Source organism: Luteococcus sp. H101, assembly GCF_038433155.1.
In the GTDB taxonomy this organism is placed as follows: Bacteria; Actinomycetota; Actinomycetes; order Propionibacteriales; family Propionibacteriaceae; genus Luteococcus.
Genome location: NZ_JBCDMW010000042.1, coordinates 1 through 21,241 on the forward strand (window position 1 = coordinate 1; position 21,241 = coordinate 21,241).

The 21,241-nt window shown below is 69.3% G+C and carries 14 protein-coding genes and 1 pseudogene; 4 read left to right on the forward strand and 11 right to left on the reverse strand.

Annotation, left to right across the window (positions count from 1 at the left end; translation table 11 throughout):
- Positions 1-87: 87 nt before the first annotated feature.
- The 4 genes from purL to pepN form a co-directional block, all read right to left on the reverse strand.
- Positions 88-2,346 carry a phosphoribosylformylglycinamidine synthase subunit PurL gene (gene purL, locus AAEX60_RS15375; RefSeq protein WP_342104684.1) on the reverse strand — a complete coding sequence of 753 codons (2,259 nt, stop codon included), beginning with the start codon at positions 2,344-2,346 and terminating at the stop codon, positions 88-90.
- 360 nt (positions 2,347-2,706) lie between these two features.
- The gene (locus tag AAEX60_RS15380) at positions 2,707-2,904 is read right to left on the reverse strand and encodes a YbdD/YjiX family protein (RefSeq protein WP_342104687.1); all 198 of its coding nucleotides are present in this window, start codon (positions 2,902-2,904) and stop codon (positions 2,707-2,709) included.
- A 206-nt stretch (positions 2,905-3,110) separates the two neighbouring features.
- Positions 3,111-5,369, reverse strand: coding sequence for a carbon starvation CstA family protein (locus AAEX60_RS15385; protein WP_342104689.1), 2,259 nt, complete (start codon positions 5,367-5,369; stop codon positions 3,111-3,113).
- 350 nt (positions 5,370-5,719) lie between these two features.
- On the reverse strand, positions 5,720-8,284 hold the full coding sequence (gene pepN / locus AAEX60_RS15390; RefSeq protein WP_342104692.1) for an aminopeptidase N: 2,565 nt from the start codon (positions 8,282-8,284) through the stop codon (positions 5,720-5,722).
- A gap of 124 nt (positions 8,285-8,408) precedes the next feature.
- On the opposite strand from pepN, the gene AAEX60_RS15395 reads away from it, so the two are divergent.
- Both AAEX60_RS15395 and AAEX60_RS15400 read left to right on the forward strand, forming a co-directional pair.
- The gene (locus AAEX60_RS15395) at positions 8,409-9,344 is read left to right on the forward strand and encodes an N-acetylglucosamine kinase (RefSeq protein ID WP_342104696.1); all 936 of its coding nucleotides are present in this window, start codon (positions 8,409-8,411) and stop codon (positions 9,342-9,344) included.
- 256 nt (positions 9,345-9,600) lie between these two features.
- The gene (locus tag AAEX60_RS15400; protein ID WP_342104698.1) at positions 9,601-11,640 is read left to right on the forward strand and encodes a PhoX family protein; all 2,040 of its coding nucleotides are present in this window, start codon (positions 9,601-9,603) and stop codon (positions 11,638-11,640) included.
- Between the two features lie 178 nt (positions 11,641-11,818).
- Here the strand turns inward: AAEX60_RS15400 and purQ are convergent, their stop codons facing one another.
- From purQ to gabT, 5 genes and pseudogenes are all read right to left on the reverse strand, one after another.
- Entirely contained in the window at positions 11,819-12,496 is a 678-nt protein-coding gene (gene purQ, locus AAEX60_RS15405; RefSeq protein ID WP_342104701.1) for a phosphoribosylformylglycinamidine synthase subunit PurQ, read from the reverse strand.
- Positions 12,496-12,744, reverse strand: a pseudogene (gene purS, locus AAEX60_RS15410) (phosphoribosylformylglycinamidine synthase subunit PurS); the annotation flags it as partial. The gene purQ and the pseudogene purS, both read right to left, overlap by 1 nt.
- 9 nt (positions 12,745-12,753) lie before the next feature.
- A complete protein-coding gene (locus AAEX60_RS15415) occupies positions 12,754-14,184 on the reverse strand; it encodes an amino acid permease (protein WP_342104703.1) in 1,431 nt (476 codons plus the stop codon).
- A 71-nt stretch (positions 14,185-14,255) separates the two neighbouring features.
- Positions 14,256-15,713, reverse strand: coding sequence for an NAD-dependent succinate-semialdehyde dehydrogenase (locus tag AAEX60_RS15420; protein ID WP_342104705.1), 1,458 nt, complete (start codon positions 15,711-15,713; stop codon positions 14,256-14,258).
- 26 nt (positions 15,714-15,739) lie between these two features.
- On the reverse strand, positions 15,740-17,089 hold the full coding sequence (gene gabT / locus AAEX60_RS15425; protein WP_342104707.1) for a 4-aminobutyrate--2-oxoglutarate transaminase: 1,350 nt from the start codon (positions 17,087-17,089) through the stop codon (positions 15,740-15,742).
- Positions 17,090-17,321: 232 nt separating this feature from the next.
- On the opposite strand from gabT, the gene AAEX60_RS15430 reads away from it, so the two are divergent.
- Entirely contained in the window at positions 17,322-18,206 is an 885-nt protein-coding gene (locus AAEX60_RS15430; protein ID WP_342104710.1) for a LysR family transcriptional regulator, read from the forward strand.
- 36 nt (positions 18,207-18,242) lie between these two features.
- On the opposite strand, the gene AAEX60_RS15435 is transcribed toward AAEX60_RS15430, so the two are convergent.
- Both AAEX60_RS15435 and AAEX60_RS15440 read right to left on the reverse strand, forming a co-directional pair.
- Positions 18,243-19,097, reverse strand: a complete 855-nt coding sequence (locus AAEX60_RS15435; protein ID WP_342104712.1) for a universal stress protein — start codon at positions 19,095-19,097, stop codon at positions 18,243-18,245.
- A gap of 15 nt (positions 19,098-19,112) precedes the next feature.
- Positions 19,113-20,516, reverse strand: coding sequence for a flavin monoamine oxidase family protein (locus AAEX60_RS15440; protein WP_342104715.1), 1,404 nt, complete (start codon positions 20,514-20,516; stop codon positions 19,113-19,115).
- 43 nt (positions 20,517-20,559) lie between these two features.
- Between AAEX60_RS15440 and AAEX60_RS15445 the strand changes: the two genes are divergently transcribed.
- A complete protein-coding gene (locus tag AAEX60_RS15445) occupies positions 20,560-21,237 on the forward strand; it encodes a TetR/AcrR family transcriptional regulator C-terminal domain-containing protein (protein WP_342104718.1) in 678 nt (225 codons plus the stop codon).
- The last annotated feature ends 4 nt before the right edge of the window (positions 21,238-21,241 follow it).

Here is a 21,241-nt window from a genome sequence, read left to right on the forward strand (position 1 = left end):
GGGGCGGGGGTGTGGTGGCGCGTCCCCCCCCCCCCCCCCTCCCCCCCCCCCCCCCCCCACTTCTGTTCGGCCCCTAGACCAAGAGGGTCAGGCGTTCATCACCGACGGGATGGTGGCCGTCCAGGCCTCCCGCAGCTCGTCCAGACCCAGGGTGAACAGGCCCTGGATCTCCAGCTCGGGCGCCTCGGTGACCTCGCCCAGACGGAAGAGCGGCAGGTCGTGCTCGGCGCACAGCTGCTGGAAGCGGGGCAGGGAACCCGCCGGGAGGCTGACGATCGCCCGGGCGGCGGACTCGCTGAACAGCTGCACGCAGGGGTCACCGTCGGGCAGGGTGAGCGCGACGCCCAGGTTCTTGCGCAGGGCGCTTTCCACCAGGGCCTGGGCCAGACCACCGTCGGCCAGGTCATGGGCGCTGGTCAGCAGGCCTTCCTTGCTGGCGGCAATCATCACCGCGGCCAGGGCCTTCTCCGCGGCGAAGTCGACGGCCGGGGGTTGGCCGCCCAGGTGATCGTCGTGCATCACCTGGGCCCAGACCGAGCCGCTCATCTCCTCCTTGGTGGTGCCCAGCAGGAAGACCCCGTCGCCGGCGTGGCTGAAGCCCATCGGGATGCGCTTGGTCACGTCGTCGATCACGCCCAGCATGCCAACCACCGGGGTGGGCAGGATGTTGGTGCCGTCGGTCTGGTTGTAGAAGCTGACATTGCCGCCGGTCACCGGGGTGCCCAGCTCCTGGCAGCCGTCCACCAGGCCCTTGATGGCCTCCTGGAACTGCCACATCACCTCGGGGTCCTCCGGGGAGCCGAAGTTCAGGCAGTCGGTGATGGCCACGGGTTCGGCACCGCCGACGGCCACATTGCGGTAGCTCTCGCACAGCGCCAGCTGCGCCCCCTGGTAGGGGTTGAGGTAGGCGAAGCGGCCATTGCAGTCGGTGGCCAGGCTGATCCCCAAGTTGGTCTTCTCGTCGATCCGCAGCATGCCGGCGTCCTCCGGCTGCGCCAGCACCGAGTTGCCGCGGACATAGCGGTCATACTGGCTGGTCACCCAGGACTTGTCGCACAGATTCGGGCTGGCGACCATCTTCTTCAGGGTCTCGGCCAGCTCCTCGCCGGTCCTTGCGCGCTCCAGTGCATTCGCGTCGTCGGTGTTGACCTGGTCGATCCACTCCGGCCGGGCGATCGGCCGGTTGTAGGTGGGCCCCTCATGGGCAACCGTGCGGGGGTCCACGTCGACGATGGTCTCGCCATGCCAGGTGATGATCAGCCGGTCGCCGTCGGTGACCTCACCCACCACGGTGGCCAGCACATCCCACTTGGCGCAGATCTCCATGAAACGCTCCACCTTGCCGGGCTCCACCACGGCCATCATGCGTTCCTGGGACTCGCTCATCAGGATCTCTTCGGGGCTGAGCGACGGGTCGCGCAGCGGCACCACGTCGAGCTCCACGTTCATGCCGCCGGAGCCGGCGCTGGCCAGCTCGCTGGTGGCGCAGGAGATGCCGGCGGCGCCGAAGTCCTGCAGACCGTTGATCACGTCGGCCTGGAAGAGCTCCAGGGTGCACTCGATCAGCAGCTTCTCCATGAAGGGGTCGCCCACCTGCACCGAGGGGCGCTTGACCGGGCCGTCGGCGTCAAAGGTCTCCGACGCCAGGATGGAGGCGCCGCCGATGCCGTCGCCGCCGGTGGCCGCGCCGTACATGATCACCTTGTTGCCGGCACCCGTGGCCTGGGCCCGCTTCAGGTCCTCGTGGCGCATCAGCCCGACGCACAGGGCATTGACCAGCGGGTTGCCGTAGTAGGTCTTGTCGAAGACCACCTCGCCGCCGATGTTCGGCAGGCCCAGGCAGTTGCCGTAACCGCCGACCCCGGAGACGATGCCGGGCAGCACGCGCTTGGTGTCGGGGGCGTCCAGCGGGCCGAAGCGCAGCGGGTCCATCACGCCGATCGGGCGGGCGCCCATGGCGAGGATGTCACGCACGATGCCGCCGACGCCGGTGGCGGCGCCCTGGTAGGGCTCCACGTACGACGGGTGGTTGTGGCTCTCCGCCTTGAAGGTGACGGCGTAGCCCTGGCCGATGTCCACCGCACCGGCATTGTCGCCGATGCCGGCCAGCAGCGGGCCACGCGGGGTGGTCTGCTCCAGCACGCCGAAGCGCTTCAGGTGCACCTTGGAGGACTTGTACGAGCAGTGCTCGCTCCACATCACCGAGTACATCGCCAGCTCGGCGCCTGTGGGGCGCCGGCCGAGGATCTGCCGGATCGAGTCGTACTCGTCCTGCTTCAGCCCCAGCTCAGCCCACGGCTGCTGGACGTCGGGAGTGTTGACGGCATTTTCTACGGTGTCGGCCACGGACCCAATCTATCGGGTGCAACGGGCCGGAGCGACGCGAACCCGAAGCAAGCATCCAGCCGGAGCAAGCAGGTGGGTGGCCCCGACGAGTTCAGCCACCGTCGCGGAGTGGGTGCGACCCACGCCGCCGTCCAAGGACAGGTTCCGGCGGGATTGGGATGCACACCACCAGGAAGCCACCGACGCAGGTTCTCCACGCTCCGCTGGACAGTTCCAATGGATTGGCCCTGTGGCCGTAGCCCCGGAGGCACCGCGCCCCAACCCAGCCCACCCGGAACGCACCGCGCCCCGCATCCGGGTGGATGCGAGGCGCGATCGTTGTTCTGGCATCACGGAAGGTTGCTCCCGCCACGCTTCGACTCAGCAGCAGCGGCTGCCCGGGTTGTGCTCCTGGCGGTGGTACTCGTGCCGCCAGAAGGACTTGCGGTCCAGCGGCTCCCCGGATTGGCGGGTGGTGCGGTGCCAGTCCAGGTAGCGCTCGTACTTGTCGGCGCCGAGCACGCCGTTGGCGAACCGGGTGAGGCGACGCCACCGCCCGGTCAGACCTGACAGCTGCAACTCCCGGTCAGCCAAAGACCCCTCGACGGGCTCGGGGATCGGGGTCGAGCCCGTGGGGAGCGAGGTCGAGCCCGGGGGGAGCGAGGTCGAGCCCGGGGGCACAGACCCGGCCACGGCGGCCGAGCCTGTCGAGGCCACCACCTCATGACCCGCCCCGGACCCCTCGACAAGCGCGGGGGCTGGGGCGGGGTTCAAGCCGTCGCGCATCAGTGCCCCGTTCGCACCAGGTGGGCGTCGGGGTGGGTGGCGTAGAACTCATCCCACTGCTTCTCCAGTGCCTTCTCCGCCTTGCTCGCACCCAGACCGGCCGGGGCGTAGAGCTGCGCCGGCAGGGCCGGATCCTCCGAGGAGACCCCGCCGCCAGCCTGCAGCGCCTGGACGGTGCGGACCGCCGCGAAGGCGAAGACGATCAGCGTGCACACCACGAAGAGCACCGAGAGGCTGCCCTGCACCATGGTGTTGAAGCTGACGGCATTCATCTGGTCCAGGTTCTTGGCGGCACCCAGCTCGGTCTTGCCGGCCTTGATGGCGTCGGCGTAGAGCTTGTGGTTGGCGAAGTAGCCCACCTTCGGGTTGCTGCTGAAGATCTTGAGGTAGGAACCGTAGACGGTGATCACGGCGGTGAAGAGCCACGGGATGACGATGATCCACAGCGCATGGCGGGCCCCCTTGCGGGCGAAGACTACGGCGCAGATGCTCAACGCCAGCGCAGCCAGCAACTGGTTGGCGATGCCGAACAGCGGGAACAGGGTGTTGATGCCGCCCAGCGGGTCGGTCACGCCCATGATCAGGATCGAGCCCCAGCCGGCCACCATCACGGCCGTCGTGAGCCAGGCGCCGATCTTCCAGCTCGGGTCCCGGAAGCGGGCGTGGAAGTTGCCCAGCGCGTCGGCCAGCATGAAGCGGGCCACGCGGGTGCCGGCGTCGACGCTGGTCAGGATGAACAGCGCCTCGAACATGATGGCGAAGTGGTACCAGAAGCTCATCATCGCCGGCCCGCCGAAGACCTGGTGCATGATGTGCGCCAGCCCGACGGCCAGCGTCGGGGCGCCACCCGTGCGGGAGACGATCGACTGCTCGCCGACATTCTTCGCGGTCTCGGTCAGCGTCGCGGCGTCGACGTGCACCCCGGTCAGGCCCAGCGAGTTGACGTACTGCACCGCGCCCTCGACGGTGCCGTGGGTGGCACCTGCCGCGGAGTTCATGGCGAAGTAGATCCCCCGGTCAATGCTGACGGCGGCCACCAGCGCCATGATGGCGACGAAGGACTCCATCAGCATGCCGCCGTAGCCGATCAGCCGGGTCTGGCGCTCCTTCTCCACCATCTTCGGGGTGGTGCCCGACGCGATCATCGCGTGGAAACCGCTCAACGCACCGCAGGCGATGGTGACGAACAGGAAGGGGAACAGCGAACCGGTGAACACAGGGCCATCGGAGCGCGACGCGTACTCGCTGATGGCGGGCACGGTGATCTGCGGCTGCACGAACACGATGGCGATGGCCAGCATCGCAATCACACCCACCTTCATGAAGGTGGACAGGTAGTCGCGCGGGGCCAGCAGCAGCCAGACCGGCAGGATGGCGGCGATGAAGCCGTAGATGATCAGGCACCACGCCACGGTGGGCTTGTCCAGGTGGAACCAGGCCTGACCCCAGCCGGTCCGGGAGACGTAGCCCCCGCCGATGATCGCGGCCAGCAGCATGAGGCAGCCGATGACGGAGACCTCCATCACCCGGCCGGGCCGCAGATAGCGCAGGTAGACGCCCATGAACAGGGCGATCGGGATGGTCATGCCGACGCTGAAGACGCCCCACGGGCTGTCGCCCAGGGAGTTCACCACCACCAGGGCGAGGATGGCGACGATCATCAGCATGATGCTCAGGGTGGCCAGCAGAGCGGCGGTGCCGCCGATGGTGCCCAGCTCGTCCTTGGCCATCTGGCCCAGGGACCGGCCGCCGCGACGCATGGAGATGAACAGCACCAGGTAGTCCTGCACCGCGCCGGCCACGATCACGCCGACGATGATCCAGATGGTGCCCGGCAGGTAGCCCATCTGGGCGGCCAGGATGGGGCCGACCAGCGGGCCGGCGCCGGCGATGGCGGCGAAATGGTGGCCGTAGAGGATCCGACGGTCCGTGGGGACGAAGTCGTGGCCGTTGTAGGCGTACTCCGCCGGCGTGGCGCGGGTGTCGTCGGGCTTGACCAGCACCTTCTCGATGAAGGTGGCGTAGAAGCGGTAGGCAATCAGGTAGCTGCAGACCGCGGCGAAGACGAACCAGATGCCGTTGATGGATTCCTTGCGGGCCAGGGCGATGCTGGCCCAGGCGACGGCACCCAGCAGGGCGATGCCGCCCCAGATCACCAGCTGCTTCGGCTTGAGCTTGCGCTCCTGGGTGATGGTCTGCTCGTCGAGCGAGGTGGGTGGCAGATCGACGGGGAGGTCCGCGTCGAGGGTGGTACTCATGGCTGTGCCTCACGGGAGTGGTGGGCCGCCGCGACCATGCCGTCGAGACGCCGGGGAAGCACGACGGGGCAAACACGACGCGGTGGGGCCGGGCACCATCGTCGGTACCCGGCCCAACTCTAGGACTGTGGTCCGACCCGGCAGCGGCCGGGGTCGGGCACCACACCGCAATCCCGCGACGGGCTCGGGACCGTCAACGTCCCCGACCCGGACGGTCACCGGGCGTCTGAACCCCGAGCACATGGACCGTCGGTGCCGCCGAAACAGTGGGTCAGATGTACTGACCGCATCTGGCACCGACAACGGCGCTGAATGCGGTCAGTTCATCTGTCCAAAAGGCCGGGAGGGACTCAGGAGTTGAACTCCTGCGCCTTCCGGGCCCGACGGGCATTGTCCGTGCCCTCCACCACCAACCGACGAAGCGCCGCCGGGGCCCCGGGATTGTCGGCCAGCCAGGATTCGGCGCGCTCCACGGTGTCCGGGCCGGAGGGGAACAAACCGTTCACCAGTCGCTGGGCGATCTCGATGGCGTGCTCGGCCCAGACCGTTGTCAGCCCGTCGAAGTAGCCGGCCGAGGACTGCTCCCCCAGCTCCTCCTGCCCGGGTGTGCTGAAACCGGCCACCAGCGCATCGACGTGGTCATTGCTGAGCGCCAGCGGGGTGTGCAGCTCCCGCCACACCTCCTGCTTGACCTGGGCGACGGGGCGGGAGGCCATGGCCTCGCGGTGAGCGGTCACGCCGTCGGCCGACGGGTCACGCTCCAGCTCGACGGCCAGCTCATCCGGCCCCCAGACCCGCTGCGCCACCAGCGCGCGGGCAAACAGCCAGCGCAGCTCCGGCCCCAGCTCCAGGCCGTCCAGCACGACGCTGCCGTCCAACAGCCCGGCCAGCTGAGGGGCCACAGTCCGGGCCCGCACGGCAAGACCGGCCAGCGCCCGGGCCAGCACGATCTGGGCGTCGCTGCCGGAAGCACTGTCCTGCAGCAGCTCCCACAGCGCCCCCGCGGCCTGCTCGGCGGCGGCATTCCGGCTGGCCGCGGGCAGGTAGTGGTTGATCGCAAAATCCAGGTTGGTCAGCAGCGAGCTGAGGGTGGCGACGTCGGTCTCGGCCGCGCCGTGGCGCAGCACCGCCGCCACGTAGTGGGCCACCGGCAGCTGGGCATCGCGGGTCATGTTCCACAGGGCCGACCAGACCAGGGCGCGGGCCAGCGGATCGGACAACTCGCACAGGTGCTCCCGGACGGTCTCCAGGGAGCGCTCATCCAGCCCGATCTTGGCGTAGGTGAGATCCTCGTCGTTGACCAGGACCAGGTCCGGCGCGTCCTGCCCGACGGGGTCGGCCAGCCAGGTCAGTTCGTCGCCCGCCAGCTCGACGTCGAAGGACTCGGTGCGTTCCAGCCGGCCGTCGCCCAGCCGGTAGAGGCCCACCTTCAGCGTGTGGGGCCGGCCGACGGGCGAGCCGTCCCGGGCGTCGACGGATTCCTGGCGGATCCCCAACCGGTTGATCCGACCCTCGGCCAGTTCCAGCACGGGGCTGAGGGTGTCCGGCCCCGCGGTCTGCAGCCAGGCTCGGGACCAGCTGTCGAGGTCCCGGCCGGAGGACTGCTCCAGGGCGGTCAGCAGATCGGCCAGCCGCGCCGAACCGAAGGCATGGGCCTGGAAATAGGCACGCGACCCCGCGAAGAAGGAGCTCACCCCCACGTGGGCCACCAGCTGCTTGAGGACGGCCGCGCCCTTGGCGTAGGTGATCCCGTCGAAGTTCTGCTTGGCCGCCTCGACGTCCCCGATGTCGGCCACGATCGGATGGGTGGTGGGCAGTTGGTCCTGGGCATAGGCCCATGCCTTGCGCCGTCCGGCGAAGGCCACCCAGGCGTCGCGAAACTCCGTGGCCTGGACGCTGACGTGAGCACCCATGAATTCGGCGAAGGACTCCTTCAACCACAGGTCGTCCCACCAGGCCGGGGTGACCAGGTCCCCGAACCACATGTGCGCCATCTCATGCAGGATGGTGTTGGCCCGGCCCTGGTACTGCGCCCGGGTGGCGGCGGAGCGGTGGATGTAGCTCTCGGTGAAGGTGACCAGACCGGGATTCTCCATGGCGCCCAGGTTGTATTCGGGCACGAAGACCTGGTCGTACTTGCCCCACGGGTACGGGTAGCCGAAGGCGTGGTGGTAGAAGTCCAGCCCCTGTTTGGTCAGCTCGAAGACCTTGTCGGCGTCGAAATGCGGCACCAGGCTCTGCCGGCACAGGGCCCCCAGCTCCACCTCCAGGCCGTCGCCGGAGCGCCAGTGGGAGGAGGTCTGGTGCCAGGGCCCGGCGATGATGCAGGTCAGGTAGGTGGACAGTGGCGGGGTGGGCCCGAAGGCATGCCGCACGCCGTCCAGTTCCCCGGCCTCGTTCTTGACCGGCCCGCCGCCCACCCGGGGCTGGTTGGAACGCACCAGCCAACCGTCGGGGGCCAGGACGGAGATGTGGTGGGCGGCCTTCAGGTCGGGCTGCTCGAAGTTGGGGAAGACGCGGCGGGCGTCGGCCGGCTCGAACTGGGTGTAGAGGTAGGTCTGCTGGTCGATCGGGTCGACGAAGCGATGCAGGCCCTGGCCGGAGCGGGAGTAGCTGGCCTCGGCGTGCACCTCCACCACATTGCGGCCGGCCTCCAGCGTCAGCGGGATCCGGGCGCCGTCGTAGCGCACCGGCTGACGCTCACCGTTGACCAGTAGGCGGTGCACCTCGCCGTCGAGGAAGTCCAGGAAGGTCTCGGTGATGCTGGCCTCCAGCACCACGACGGTGTGCACCGGGTAGCGTGGCTGGCCCTGATCCGGGGCCTGCCGCAGGTCGACGGTGGTGTGATAGGTCTCGAGCCGCAGGCCCGCGCTGCGCACGGCAGCCTCGTCCCGGGTGATGTTGGTGTTGCTCACGTCCTTCAGCCTCACATCACCGGCGCGGCGAATCAAGCACCGAAGATCTTGCGGCGTTCAGGGGTGCGGCGCATCTTCAGCACCGGCGCAGCCGACCCCCACCCGGCTGTCATAGTCTGGGGGGATGACGACGACGTCCACAACCACCCCGGCCGTGCTCGCGATGGATGCCGGCCAGACCGGTGCCCGCGCCCAGCTCACCCATGCGGGCATGGTCCTGCACAGCCAGGAGTTCGACGGGGTGCTGACCGACCGGCCGGTGCTTCCCCAGCTGGCCCGGATTGCCCTGGCGGCCGTGGCGGCCGCCCCGCGTCGGGCCGAGGTGCTGGCCGTCGGGAGTTCCGGCCTGACCGACGACATGCAGGCCGACGCCCTGCTGGGCCTGGTCGGCGAGGGTGGTTTTGGGCAGGTGCACCTGGCGCACGACTCCACCACCAGCTACCTGGGCGCCCTGGGCAATGTGCCGGGCGTGGTCACCGCCGCCGGCACCGGCGTGGTGACCCTGGCCGTCGGGGAGCGCGCGGTGGCCCGGGTGGACGGCTGGGGCAACTTGATTGGCGACGCGGGCTCCGGCTACTGGATTGGCCGGGCCGCGCTGGATGCGGTGATGCGGGCGCACGACGGCCGGGGCCCGGCCACCGCCCTGACTCCCCTGGCCAAGGTCGAGTTCGGCGATCTGGAGGGCGCCTACATGATCCTGCAGGGCGACGAGCACCGGGTGAGCCGGATTGCGGCGTGGTCCCGCACCGTCGGGGAGCTGGCTGCCCAGGGCGACGAGGTGTGCCGTGCGATCCTGACCGGGGCCGGCCAGGAGTTGGCCCTCAGCGCCTGCGCGGGGCTGGAGCGGGTGGGCCAGGCCGAGCGCCCCGACCCCGCCGTCAGCACCGTCGGCAAGGTCTTCAGCAGCCCCGAGGTAATGCAGAGCTTCACCGACGCCCTCCTGGCCAGGCATCCGGGCGCGCGGCTGCTGCCGCCTCGGGGAACCGGCCTGGATGGGGCCGCGCTGCTGCCCGAGGTGCGCGCCGACGAGGCCCTGGCCAGCCGGATCCGACGCGCCTGAGGGGGTTGGTTCGGTCCGCAAAGTCTTGGACAGCTGTCCCGTGGAACTTTGTGTCGTGAAGTCACAACGCAAAGTTCCACAGGACAGCTGTCCATGTCTGCCAGAGCGGTGAGCCACCTGATCGGCGATGCCAAAGACCCAAGTTCATGCACCGTTCAACCATCGGTTGACCCGATTCAACCCGCAACTGGTTGTCTCGGGACCGCATCCCACTGACCCCGGCTCATCGTGAGCCGACGCGAAAGGTACCCAATCCATGGACTCGAAGCGGCTCCTGCCCATGATCGGCCACGTGCGCGGCAAGCGCTCCGCCGTCACCTGCCAGCTCAAGTGCGACAACCAGTGCCTGGGTGAGGTGTGCAACACCACCTCCAATGACTACTTCCGTGACATCGCCTCCTCGGCAGTCTCCCGGCGCGCCGTGCTGGGTGGCACCGCCGGCGCGGTGGCGCTGTTCGGCGCCTCGCAGCTGGACGCGGCTGCCGCGCCGGTGGCCGAGAAGGCGCTGCCCGCCGGGCGGGGCCGCGGCACGCGGGGCAGCCGTCTGGTCTTCGACGCGATCAACCCGGTGCACTTCGAGACCGACGAATTCACCGTCCCCGAGGGCTACGCCTGGAAGCCGATCATCCGTTGGGGTGACCCGCTGTTCGCCGACTCCCCCGCCTTCGACCCGAAGAAGCAGACCGCTGCCGCCGCCCGCAAGCAGTTCGGCTACAACAACGACTACACCGAGATCATCGAGATCCCGGGCAGCGAGGGCCGTCGCGCGGTGATGTTCGTGAACCACGAGTACACCAATGAGAACATCATGTTCCCGACGGACATGCCGATCGAGCAGAAGCGGGAGATCGGGATGATCAACCACGGCCTGACCGTGGTGGAGCTGGAGCGCAAGAACCGCAACGCGCCGTACAACTACGTGAAGGGCGGCAAGCTGAACCGTCGCATCGTGATCGACACCCCCTACCGGGTGACCGGGCCGGCCGCCGGGTCCGAGCTGCTGAAGACCAAGGCCGATCCCTCGGGCACCAAGGTGCTGGGCACCCTGGGCAACTGCTCCGGTGGCCTGACCCCGTGGGGCACCCTGCTGTCCGGTGAGGAGAACTACCACTCCTACTTCGTGGGCAAGAAGGACCTGCCGCAGAACAAGCGCTACGGCATCACCGACAAGGAGTCCGTGCGCGGCTGGGAGCACACCGACCCGCGCTTCGACACCCGCAACGAGGGCTTCGAGAACGAGGCCAACCGGTTCGGCTGGATCGTGGAGGTGGACCCCTTCGACCCGAAGGCCGCCCCGCGCAAGCACACCGCCCTGGGCCGGTTCAAGCACGAGGGCGCCAATGTGATCGTCGGTGAGGACGGCCATGTGGTGGCCTACTCCGGCGACGACGAGAAGTTCGACTACCTGTACAAGTTCGTGTCCAAGCGCAAGTACCGGGCCAATGACCGTCGCCACAACATGACCCTGCTGGAGGAGGGCGACCTGTACGTGGCCAAGTTCACCGGCAACTCTCCGGCCAGCGAGATCGACGGCAAGGCCACCCTGCCCAGCGATGAGTACTTCGACGGCACGGGCCGCTGGCTGCCACTGACCAAGAACGGCAAGTCCATGGTCGAGGGCATGAGCCTGGAGGAAGTGCTGGTCTACACCCGTCTGGCCGCCGACAAGCTGGGCGCCACCAAGATGGACCGGTGTGAGGACGTCGAGCCCTCGCTGAAGACCGGCCGGGTCTACGTCGCCTGCACCAACAACTCCGACCGGGGCAAGGAAGGCAAGGCCGGGCCCGATGAGGCCAACCCGCGCACCCAGAACCGCGACGGCCATGTGATCGAGATCGACGAGCTGGGCAGCCAGTCGTCGACCCGGTTCGCCTGGAGCCTGCTGCTGGTCTGTGGCGATCCGGCCACCGACGAGAACACCTACTTTGCCGGCTACCCGCGCGAGCACGTCTCGCCGATCTCCTGCCCGGACAACCTGGCCTTCGACTCGGTGGGCAACCTGTGGATCTCCACCGACGGCGCCCCCGACGGCATCGGCTACAACGACGGCCTGTTCAAGGTCACCCTGAAGGGCAGCGACCGCGGCCGGGTGCAGCAGTTCCTCTCCGTCCCGCGCGACGCCGAGACCTGCGGCCCGATCATCCGGGACCAGGACAAGACGGTCTTCGTCTCCGTCCAGCACCCGGGCGAGGACGGCACCTGGGAGAAGCAGGTCAGCCAGTTCCCGGACTACAACAACACCCTGCCCCGCCCGACGGTGGTGCAGGTCTACCAGAAGGGTCGCGGCCGCAAGTGACCCCCGCCTGAGTACGCGAAAGGCCCGGACCTGATGGTCCGGGCCTTTCCGTGTGCTCCTGCTGGGCTTGGAAACGCACCCTCCGGGTGCCCCTCGACGGGCTCGGGGACCGGGGCTGGGCTGGGCTGGTACGCCGCCACGGCGGCCGAGCCTGTCGAGGCCCGTGCCTGCGTCGGGTTCAGGCGCGCGACTCCAGGAAGCGCAGCACGGAGCTGAAGAACTTCCGGCCGTCCAGGCTGGGCCCGGTCAGCTCCTCCATGTTGTGCTCGGGGTGCGGCATCAGGCCGACGACATTGCCGCGCTCATTGGTGATCCCGGCGATGTCATGGTTGGAGCCATTGGGATTGCCGTCGATGTAGCGGAAGACCACCTGGTTGTTGTCCTCCAGCATCTTCAGGGTCTCCGGGCTGGCCTGGTAGTTCCCCTCGCCATTCTTGAGGACGATGGTGATCTCCTCGCCGGGCGCAAAGTCGCAGGTCCAGGTGGTGTCATTGGTCTCCACCCGCAGCCGCTGGTCCTTGCAGACAAAGTGGCGCTGCTCATTGCGGATCATCGCGCCGGGCAGCAGGTGACTCTCGCACAGCACCTGGAAGCCATTGCAGATGCCCAGGGTGGGCATCCCCTTGTTGGCCGCCGCGATCACCGAGTCCATCACCGGGGAGAAGCGGGCGATCGCGCCGCAGCGCAGGTAGTCCCCGTAGCTGAAGCCGCCGGGCAGCACCACGGCGTCGACCCCCGCCAGGGAGTCGGACGCGTGCCACAGGGGCACCGGGGTGGCCCCCGCGATCTCGACGGCGCGGATCGCGTCGTGGTCGTCCAGTGACCCGGGAAAGGTCACCACACCAATCGTGGCCATCAGTTCTGGCCCTCGACGTGCACCTCGAACTGCTCGATCACGGTGTTGGCAAGCAGCTTCTCGGCAGCGTCGCGGATCTGGCCGAGGCGGTCGTCGGTGAGTTCACCGTCCACCTCGATCTCGAACCGCTTGCCCTGGCGCACCGTGAATCCGGTGTATCCAAGGCGGTTCAGCGCACCGGTCACGGCCTTGCCCTGGGGGTCAAGGATCTCGGGCTTGGGCATCACATCAACGACTACACGGGCCATGCCGTGATCCTATCGTGCGTTGCTGGTCAGGCGTCGCCGCACCAGCGGCCAGAAGAGCACCAAGACCCCGGTGGAGACCAGGCTGGCCCAGACCTGGGTGCGTCCGGCGGCGGTGGTCATCATCACGCCCATGATCGCGATGATGGCCCCGATCAGCAGGATGTTGATCCACGGGGTGCCCGGGACGGGCAGCGCCAGGCTCGCCTTCTGCTCGGCCGACATCCGTCGCCGCATGTTCAGCTGGGTCAACGCGATGAAGACATAGACGAACAGGGCCACCAGGCCCGAGGAGTTCATGATGAACTCGAAGATGCCCGAACCGGGAGCCGCGAAGTTGACGATTGAGGCGACCACGCCGCCGATCGTCGACGCCAGCAGCGCCGCCACCGGCACCCCGTGGCGGGAGGTCTTCTTCATGATCGCCGGCGCGAAACCCTGGTAGGCCAGCGCCGCGAACATCCGGGAGGCGGAGTACAGCCCGGAGTTCAACACCGAGAGCACGGCGCTGAAGATCACCAGCTGCATGATCATCGCCGCGCCGGGGATGCCGATCTTGGCGAAGACCAGGGTGAAGGGCGCGGAGCTGACGTCCACGGGGGCCGGCAGCTCGTCCCACGGAATGATCATGGTGATCACCAGCATGGCGCCGACGAAGAAGAGCAGGATCCGCCAGATGATGGTGGAAGTGGCCTGCTTGATCCCCTTGGCCGGGTTCTCGGACTCGGCGGCCGCCATCACGGCAATCTCGGTGCCGAAGTAGGAGAAGATCACCAGCGCGACGCCGGTCAGGGCCGCCCCGACCCCCTTGGGGGCGAAGCCGTCGTGTGCCCACAGGTTCTGCACGCTCATGCTGGAGTGCGGCCACAGGCCCAGTGCGAACAGCACGCCCATCACGAGGAAGACCGTGATGGAGACCACCTTGATCCCGGCCAACCAGAACTCCACCTCACCAAAGGTGCGCACGGAGATCAGGTTGGTGCCGACGAACAGGGCCAGCAGCCCCAGCGAGGCGGCCCACGGGGGCACCACCGGATACCAGTTGTGGATGGTCTGCCCACCCAGGACCGACTCGTAGGCCAGCACGCCCACCCAGAAGTACCAGTAGAGCCAGCCCACCAGGTAGGCAGCCCAGTCCCCCAGCCCCTCGCGCGCATATTCCATGAAGGAACCGATGGCGGGCCGGGCCGCCGCCATCTCCCCCAACATCCGCATGGCGAGGTAGACCAGCAGCCCGCCAATCAGGTAGGAGATCACGGCCGCCGGCCCGACGGTGCGGATCACATTGCCGGAACCGACGAACAGGCTGGCCCCGATGATGCCGCCCAGCGTGATCATGGTGACGTGCCGGGAGCGCAGCAACTTGCCCTTCTCCTCCCCGGAGGGAGTGAGGTCGTCGACGGGCAGGGGCGGCTGGCCGGTGGGAGGAGCGTCAGTGCTCATGGGGGTCCTTTGCTCGAGGGAGGGCACCGCCAGCGCGGTCCCGGTATGGGGCCGCACTGGCCGGTGGCTCCTCAGATGGGCAGGGCGACGTACTTGGTCTCCAGGTATTCGGCGATTCCCTCCGCACCGCCCTCGCGACCGAAGCCAGACGCCTTCACCCCACCGAAGGGGGCGGCCGGGTTGGAAATCACCCCGGCGTTGACGCCGACCATGCCGTACTCCAGCCGCTCGGCCACCCGCAGGCAGCGGGCCTGGGAGGTCGAGTAGAAGTAGGAGGCCAGGCCGAACTCGGTGTCATTGGCGCGGCGGATCACGTCGTCCTCGTCGGTGAAGGTCTGGATGGCCACCACCGGGCCGAAGATCTCCTGCCGGGCGATGTCCGCCTCGGCCGGCACGTCGGCCAGCACCGTCGGGGCCAGGAAGGATCCCTCGTCGGGCACCGGCTGGTCCCCACACAGCTTGCGGGCACCGCGGGCGACGGCGTCGTCCACCAGGGCCTGGACCTCACCCACGGCCTTGTCCGTGATCAGCGGGCCGACGTCGACCCCGTCGTCCAGGCCATTGCCGAGCGTCAGCGCCGTCATCCGGCCCACCAGCTTGGTGGTGAACTCGTCGGCCACCGCCTCGTGCACGAAGAAGCGGTTGGCGGCGGTGCAGGCCTCGCCGATGTTGCGCATCTTGGCGGCCATCGCGCCGTCGACGGCGGCGTCGAGGTCCGCGTCGTCGAAGACGATGAAGGGGGCATTGCCGCCCAGCTCCATCGAGACCCGCAGCAGTTGCTCGGCGGACTGCTCCACCAACGTGCGGCCCACCCCGGTGGAGCCGGTGAAGGTCAGCTTGCGGGCCCGCGGGTCCCGCACCAGCGGCTCCATCACCTTGCCGGAGGTGGACGTGGTGACCAGGTTGATCACCCCGGCCGGAACCCCCACCTCCTCGAGCAGCGCCACCAGGGCGATCATGGTCAGCGGGGTCTCGGCGGCGGGCTTGATCACCATGGTGCAGCCGGCGGCGATGGCGGGGCCGATCTTGCGGGTTCCCATGGCCAGGGGGAAGTTCCACGGCGTGATCATCAGCACCGGCCCGACGGGCTGGCGCATGGTGAGCAACCGGGAGCCGCCGGCCGGGGCCTGGCTGTAGCCGCCGCTGATCCGGGCCGCCTCCTCGCTGAACCAACGGAAGTACTCGGCGCCGTAGGCCACCTCACCCCGGGCCTCGGCCAGGGTCTTGCCCATCTCCAAGGTCATCAGGGTGGCGAACAGTTCGGTGCGCTCGATGATCAGTTCATAGGCGCGGCGCAGCAGCTCCGAGCGTTCCCGCGGGGTGGTGCGGGCCCAGTCGGCCTGCGCCCGGTGGGCGGCGGTCAGGGCGGCCAGGCCGTCCTCGGGGGTGGCGTCGGCCACCTGGGTGAGCACCTGGCGGGTGGCGGGGTTGCGCACGTCGAAGCTGGCACCGCCGCTGGCCGCGCGCCACTGCCCGTCGATGAACAGCCCGTGGGGCAGGTCTTCCAGGGTCTGGTTGATGTCGGTCATGATGGCTCCTTCGGGCGGGCTGGTGGTCACAGGCTGGCCTCGATGGCCTGCTCCAGGACGTCGAGTGCCTCCTCCAGCAGATCGTCGCTGATCACCAGGGGCGGCAGGAAGCGCAGCACATTGCCGTAGGTGCCGGCGGTCAGCGTGACCACGCCCTCAGCATGGCAGGCGGCGTTGATCTTCTTGGTCAGGTCCGCCGCGGGCCGGGTGCTGCCCGGCTCCACCAGCTCGACGGCCATCATGGCGCCCCGGCCACGGATCTCGCCGATCACGTCGAAGCGCTCGGCCATCGCACCCAGCCGACGGGTGAAGATCTCCCCGATCTGGCGGGCCCGGCCGGCCAGGTCCTGCTTCTCCATGGTCTCGATGGCGCCCAGCGCAGCGGCGCAGGCCACCGGGTTGCCGCCATAGGTGCCGCCCAAACCGCCGGCGTGCACGGCGTCCATGATCTCGGCCCGGCCGGTGACGGCGGACAGCGGCAGGCCGCCGGCGATCCCCTTGGCGGTGGTGACCAGGTCAGGCACCACGCCCTCGGCCTCGCAGGCGAACCAGTCGCCGGTGCGGCAGAAACCGGTCTGCACCTCGTCGGCGATGAACACAATCCCGTGCTCGGCGCACCAGTCGGCCACCTTCTTCAACCAGCCGGCGGGCGGCACGATGAAGCCACCCTCGCCCTGGATCGGCTCGATCAGCACGGCCGCGACATTCTGCTCGCCCACCTGGGCGTGCACGGCCTGGGTGAAGGCCTCGAAGGCGTCCTCGGTGATGGTCTCGGGCTGGCCCATCCAGCGGTACGGGTAGGCCATCGGGGCGCGGTAGACCTCCCCGGCGAAGGGGCCGAAGCCGTGCTTGTAGGGCATGCTCTTGGCAGTCAGCGCCATGGTCAGGTTGGTCCGGCCGTGGTAGGCGTGGTCGAAGACGACGACGGCGTCCCGGCCGGTGTGCACTCGGGCCACCTTGATGGCATTCTCGACGGCCTCCGCGCCGGAGTTGAACAGGGCGGTGCGCTTCTCGTGGTCGCCCGGGGTGAGCCGGTTGAGCTGCTCGCAGACCGCTACATAGGACTCGTACGGGGTGACCATGAAGCAGGTGTGGGTGAAGGCCTCCAGCTGGGCGCTGGCCCTGGCCACCACGGCCGGGTCCGCATTGCCGACGCTGGTGACGGCGATGCCCGCCCCCAGATCGATCAGCTGGTTGCCGTCGATGTCGGTCAGGATGCCGCCGCCCGCGCGCTCGATGTAGACGGGCAGGCCGATCCCGACACCGGCGGAGACGGCCGCCTTGGTGCGGCGGTGCAACTCCTGGCTCTTCGGGCCGGGAATGGCGGTGACCAGCTTGCGCTGCTGCTCGACGGTGGGCTGCTGGGTGGGGGTCATGGCTACCTCCGGGTTGCTGGATCTGGGTGGGGCCCGGCCCTCGGGCCCGGGGCTGGGTTCGGGACGGTGGCTGGCTGGGTGGCGGGTGACTCGTGGGCCGCGCCGGGCTGGGGCGACGTCGCTGTGCTGGGTTGGTCACCGATCACCGCTGGCTACCCGAGAACCCTGCACGCCCCGGGACTATGCTGTCCAATACCAATTGTTGATCTTTCCCATTCCGAAGAGGAATACCATGGACCTGCACGCCCTGCGCTGTTTCCTTGCTGTGGTTGAGGAAGGGACGGTGACCGCGGGCGCGGAGCGGCTCGGGATCGGCCAGCCGGCCGTCTCCCGCCAGATCCGGCAACTGGAACGCAGCCTGCGGATGGAGCTCTTCCGACGCGAGGAGGGCCGGCTGCACCTGACCCCCGCGGGGCGCGGCATGGTGGAGCCCGCACGGGTGGCGCTGCGGGCCGCGGACGAGGTGCGACGGGTGGCCCGGGAGGTGGCCGCGGGGCACCTGCAGGAGATCACTATTGCCACCACCGGCACCACCCGGGACGACGTGATCGCCCCCTGGCTGGCCAGCTGGCCGGCGGACGCACCGCTGCCGTCGGTGGTGGAGACCACCGCGCTGGCGGCCTACCAGGGTTTCGGGCAGGGGGTGGACCTGGCGATCGGGCCGCGCACACCCCCGCCGCACCTGGCCCGGCGTCGGATCGCGGACCTGCCGTTGCTGGCGCATGTGCAGCCCGGGCATCCGTGGGCGGGACGCGGCCAGGTGCCGCTCCACGAGCTGGCCGACGTGGACCTGCTGCTGCTGAACCCCACCTTCCACGCGCGGCAGCGACTGGACCAGGCGATGGATGCCGCCGGCGTCGGTCTGGCGGCGGCAGCGGAGTTCTCCTCCCCGATCGTGGCCCAGGCCGTGGCCGCGTCGGGCCGCGGCGTGTGCGTGCTGTCCGACGACAGCCGGTTCGGGCTGGTGCCACTACTCGTGCTGGACGAGCAGGGGGAAGCGGTCACGATCCGCCTGCACGCCGCCTGGGAACGGCACCACCATGCCGCGCACCGGCTCTCCGAGTTGGCCAGTGACCTCTACCGCTTTGCCCGGGAGCGCTACCCCGCGAGCCGGTGACCGACGGGCTGGTCACCGGCTGGCGGACCGATTGGGTCAGCGATGCTGCCCGGGAGCGGGCACCACGATCATCGGCACCGGCAGCGCCGCCAGCATCCGGGCAGCCATGCTGCCCAGGAAGGTCTGCCGCCCGGCCGCCAGCCGGGAGGAGCCCACCATCACGACGCTGTTCGGGTTCCAGTCGACGGAGTGGATGGCCGCGGTGGCATTGCGCCCCTCGGCCACCACCAGCTCGACGGGTGCCCGGCCGGCCACCGTGTCCCGTGCTGCCTCGATGGCGGCGGTGGCGGCCGCCCGGGCCTCGGCCGAGGCCTTGGCGTCGGTGCCCAGCTCCACCAGGGAGATCAGCTTGAGCTTCACCCCGGTGCGCAGCACCGCCGACAGGGTGTCGTCGACGACGACCTGCGCCCCGGCCCGGGTGCCCACGGCGCAGGCGATCTCGTCCAGCCGGTCATGGCTGGTGTTGGCATAGCCGCGCGGCGCCAGGGCCACCGGCACCGGGCTGGCGTGCAGGATGGTGCTGGCCACCTGGGACATCACCGGCATCCCGCCGCCGTGGCCGGTGCCGATCACCAGCAGGTCCGAGTCCAGCTCCTTGACCGCCTGCAGGATCCCGGCGGCCACCGACGGGGAACGCAGCACGTGCAGTTGCACATCCAGCCCCTCGGGCAGTTCGGCCGCGGCCCTGCGCATCTTGGCCTTGGCCTCGGCCATCAGTGCCTGCTCGAAGGCCCGCTCCCCCGCCTGGGCCGCGGCCAGGCCGCCGCCGGTGCGAGCGACGTAGATCACGTCCAGGGTGGCGTCGAAGGTCTTGGCCAGCACGGCGCCCAGGCGCAGGGCGTCGCCGCAGTGCCGGTCACCGGCCCAGGCAACGAGGTATCGGGTGGTCACGGTTGGTTCTCCTGGTCAGTTCTGGATCTCGTCGATGATCTCGGCGGCCACCCGCTCACCCATCCGGACCGCTCCGTCGACGTGCTGGAAGCCGGCCCCGGCGATGTCGGAGCAGGCGAAGCGGATCGGGCCCACGGGGTCGTGGTGGTAGGGCCCCCAGCGATGGAGGCCACCCAGATCGTAGCTGGCGCCGTAGGCCCCGCGAGTCCATTCCTCGCTGACGAAGTCACTTTCGTAGTAGACCTCCGGGTGCAGCGCCTGCTCACCCAGGTAGTTGGCCAGCGAGCGCAGGATCAGTTCCCGCCGTTGGTCCGCGGGCAGGCCGAAGAGCTCGTCGGCCCGCTCGTCGGAGACGAAGCCCACCAGGGTGCCCTTCTGGTCGCCGTGGTTGGTGTTGTCGTAGACCTCCTGGGAGATCTCCGCGGCGCCGAAGCCGGTGCCGGACAGCCCCGCCTCGCGCCAGAAGGGCGTCGAGTAGACGGCATGCACCTTGATCACGATGCCCAGCGAGGTGTGCTGGTGCATCTGGTGCTGGCGCCACGGCATCGGCGGCTCATAGCTGATCCGGTGGTAGAGGTTCGGCGGCACCGCCAACACCACCTGCCGGGCGCGCACCCGCAGCCCGTCGCTGATCACCGTCGCGCCCTGCTCATCCCACTGGATGGTGCGCACCGGCTGGTTGAGCCGCACGACGTCGCCCAGCTGCTCGGCCATGGTCAGGGAGACCGACTGCATGCCGCCCACCACCCGTCGGTCCAGGATAAAGCAGTCATCCACCAGGTTGGAGAAGGAGCCCGCGGAGGCGGCCATCAGCACGGCCTGCAGGGTGCTGAAGGCGTGGGCGGGTTTGGTCAGCATGCCGCCGGCGATGAAGATGCCGATGTTGTTGCAGGCCTCCTCATTGGCGGACTGCTGGCGCAGCCAGTGGTGGAAGGAGATGGTGTCCAGCTCACGGGCCTGCGGGTGTTCCCACGGCTTGTCCGGGTCCATCCCGGCGGCCAGCCGGTCCAGCTCCGCGGTGATCCGGGCCATCTCGGCCTCCACCTCGGGCCCGGCCGGGAACATGTCCCCCCGGTAGAGGTGGCGGGTGCCGTCCGGGGCCAGGTAGACATTGTCGCCCTCGCGGTAGCGCTGGAAGGTCTCCAGCCCCAGCTCGTCCACCAGGGCGATCAGCGCGGTCTGGTCCGGCGAGATCCACTGGCCGCCGAGCTCCAGGAAGGCCCCGTCCACCCGGTTGGACCAGGTCCGACCGCCCACCCGGTCCCGGGCCTCCAGCACGACGACGGACTTGCCGGCCTGGGTGAGCCGACGGGCGGTGGTGAGCCCGGCGGGGCCGGCACCGACGACGGCAACGTCCACCGCCAGGGGCTCGGGGGCCCGATTGGCGTCATTCACGGTCTGGATCGTCTCATTGGTCATGGTTCTCTCCTGTGATGTGTGTCGAAATTCGTAGGATCAGGGGGTGGAACAGATCACGTCGCCGGCCCGACGCCCCGGCCGCCCCAGCGCACCGGTGCTCAGCCGGGAGCGGATCACCGCCGAGGCGCTGCGGATGGTGACGGACCAGGGAAGCCGCAATTTCAGCCTCAACGGCCTGGCGCGGGCGCTGGGGGTGCGGGCCTCGGCGCTGTACAACCACGCCAGTTCCAAGGCGGTGGTGATGATGTGGATGCAGGAACAGATCAACACCGCCATCGACGTGGACTGCTTCGCCCGGCAGGGTTGGCGGGAGGCGCTGCTCACCTGGGCCCGCTCCTATCGCGAGGCCTATGCGCCCTTCCCGATGCTGGCGCCGGTGATGGCGGTGCAGCCGGTGGCCGACGCGCCGGTCACCCTGGCCATGTATGAGGCGGTGCTCGACGGCCTGCTGCGCGCCGGCTGGCAGCCCGAACAGGCGGTGGATGTGATCGTCGCGGTGGAGGCCTTCGTCTTCGGCTCGGCCCTGGACCTGGACGCCCCGGCCGACATCTTCGAACCCGGCTCCGCGGCCGAGGCCGCGCCCCGGTTCACCGCGGCGGCTCGCGCCCGGCTGACGCGCGCCGGCAGCACCCGTCGGGCTTCCGACGACGCCTTCGAGCTGGGCCTGCGGGCCCTGGTGGGGGGCCTGCAACCCGCCCCCGTGGCGCATCAGGAGGATTGACCGG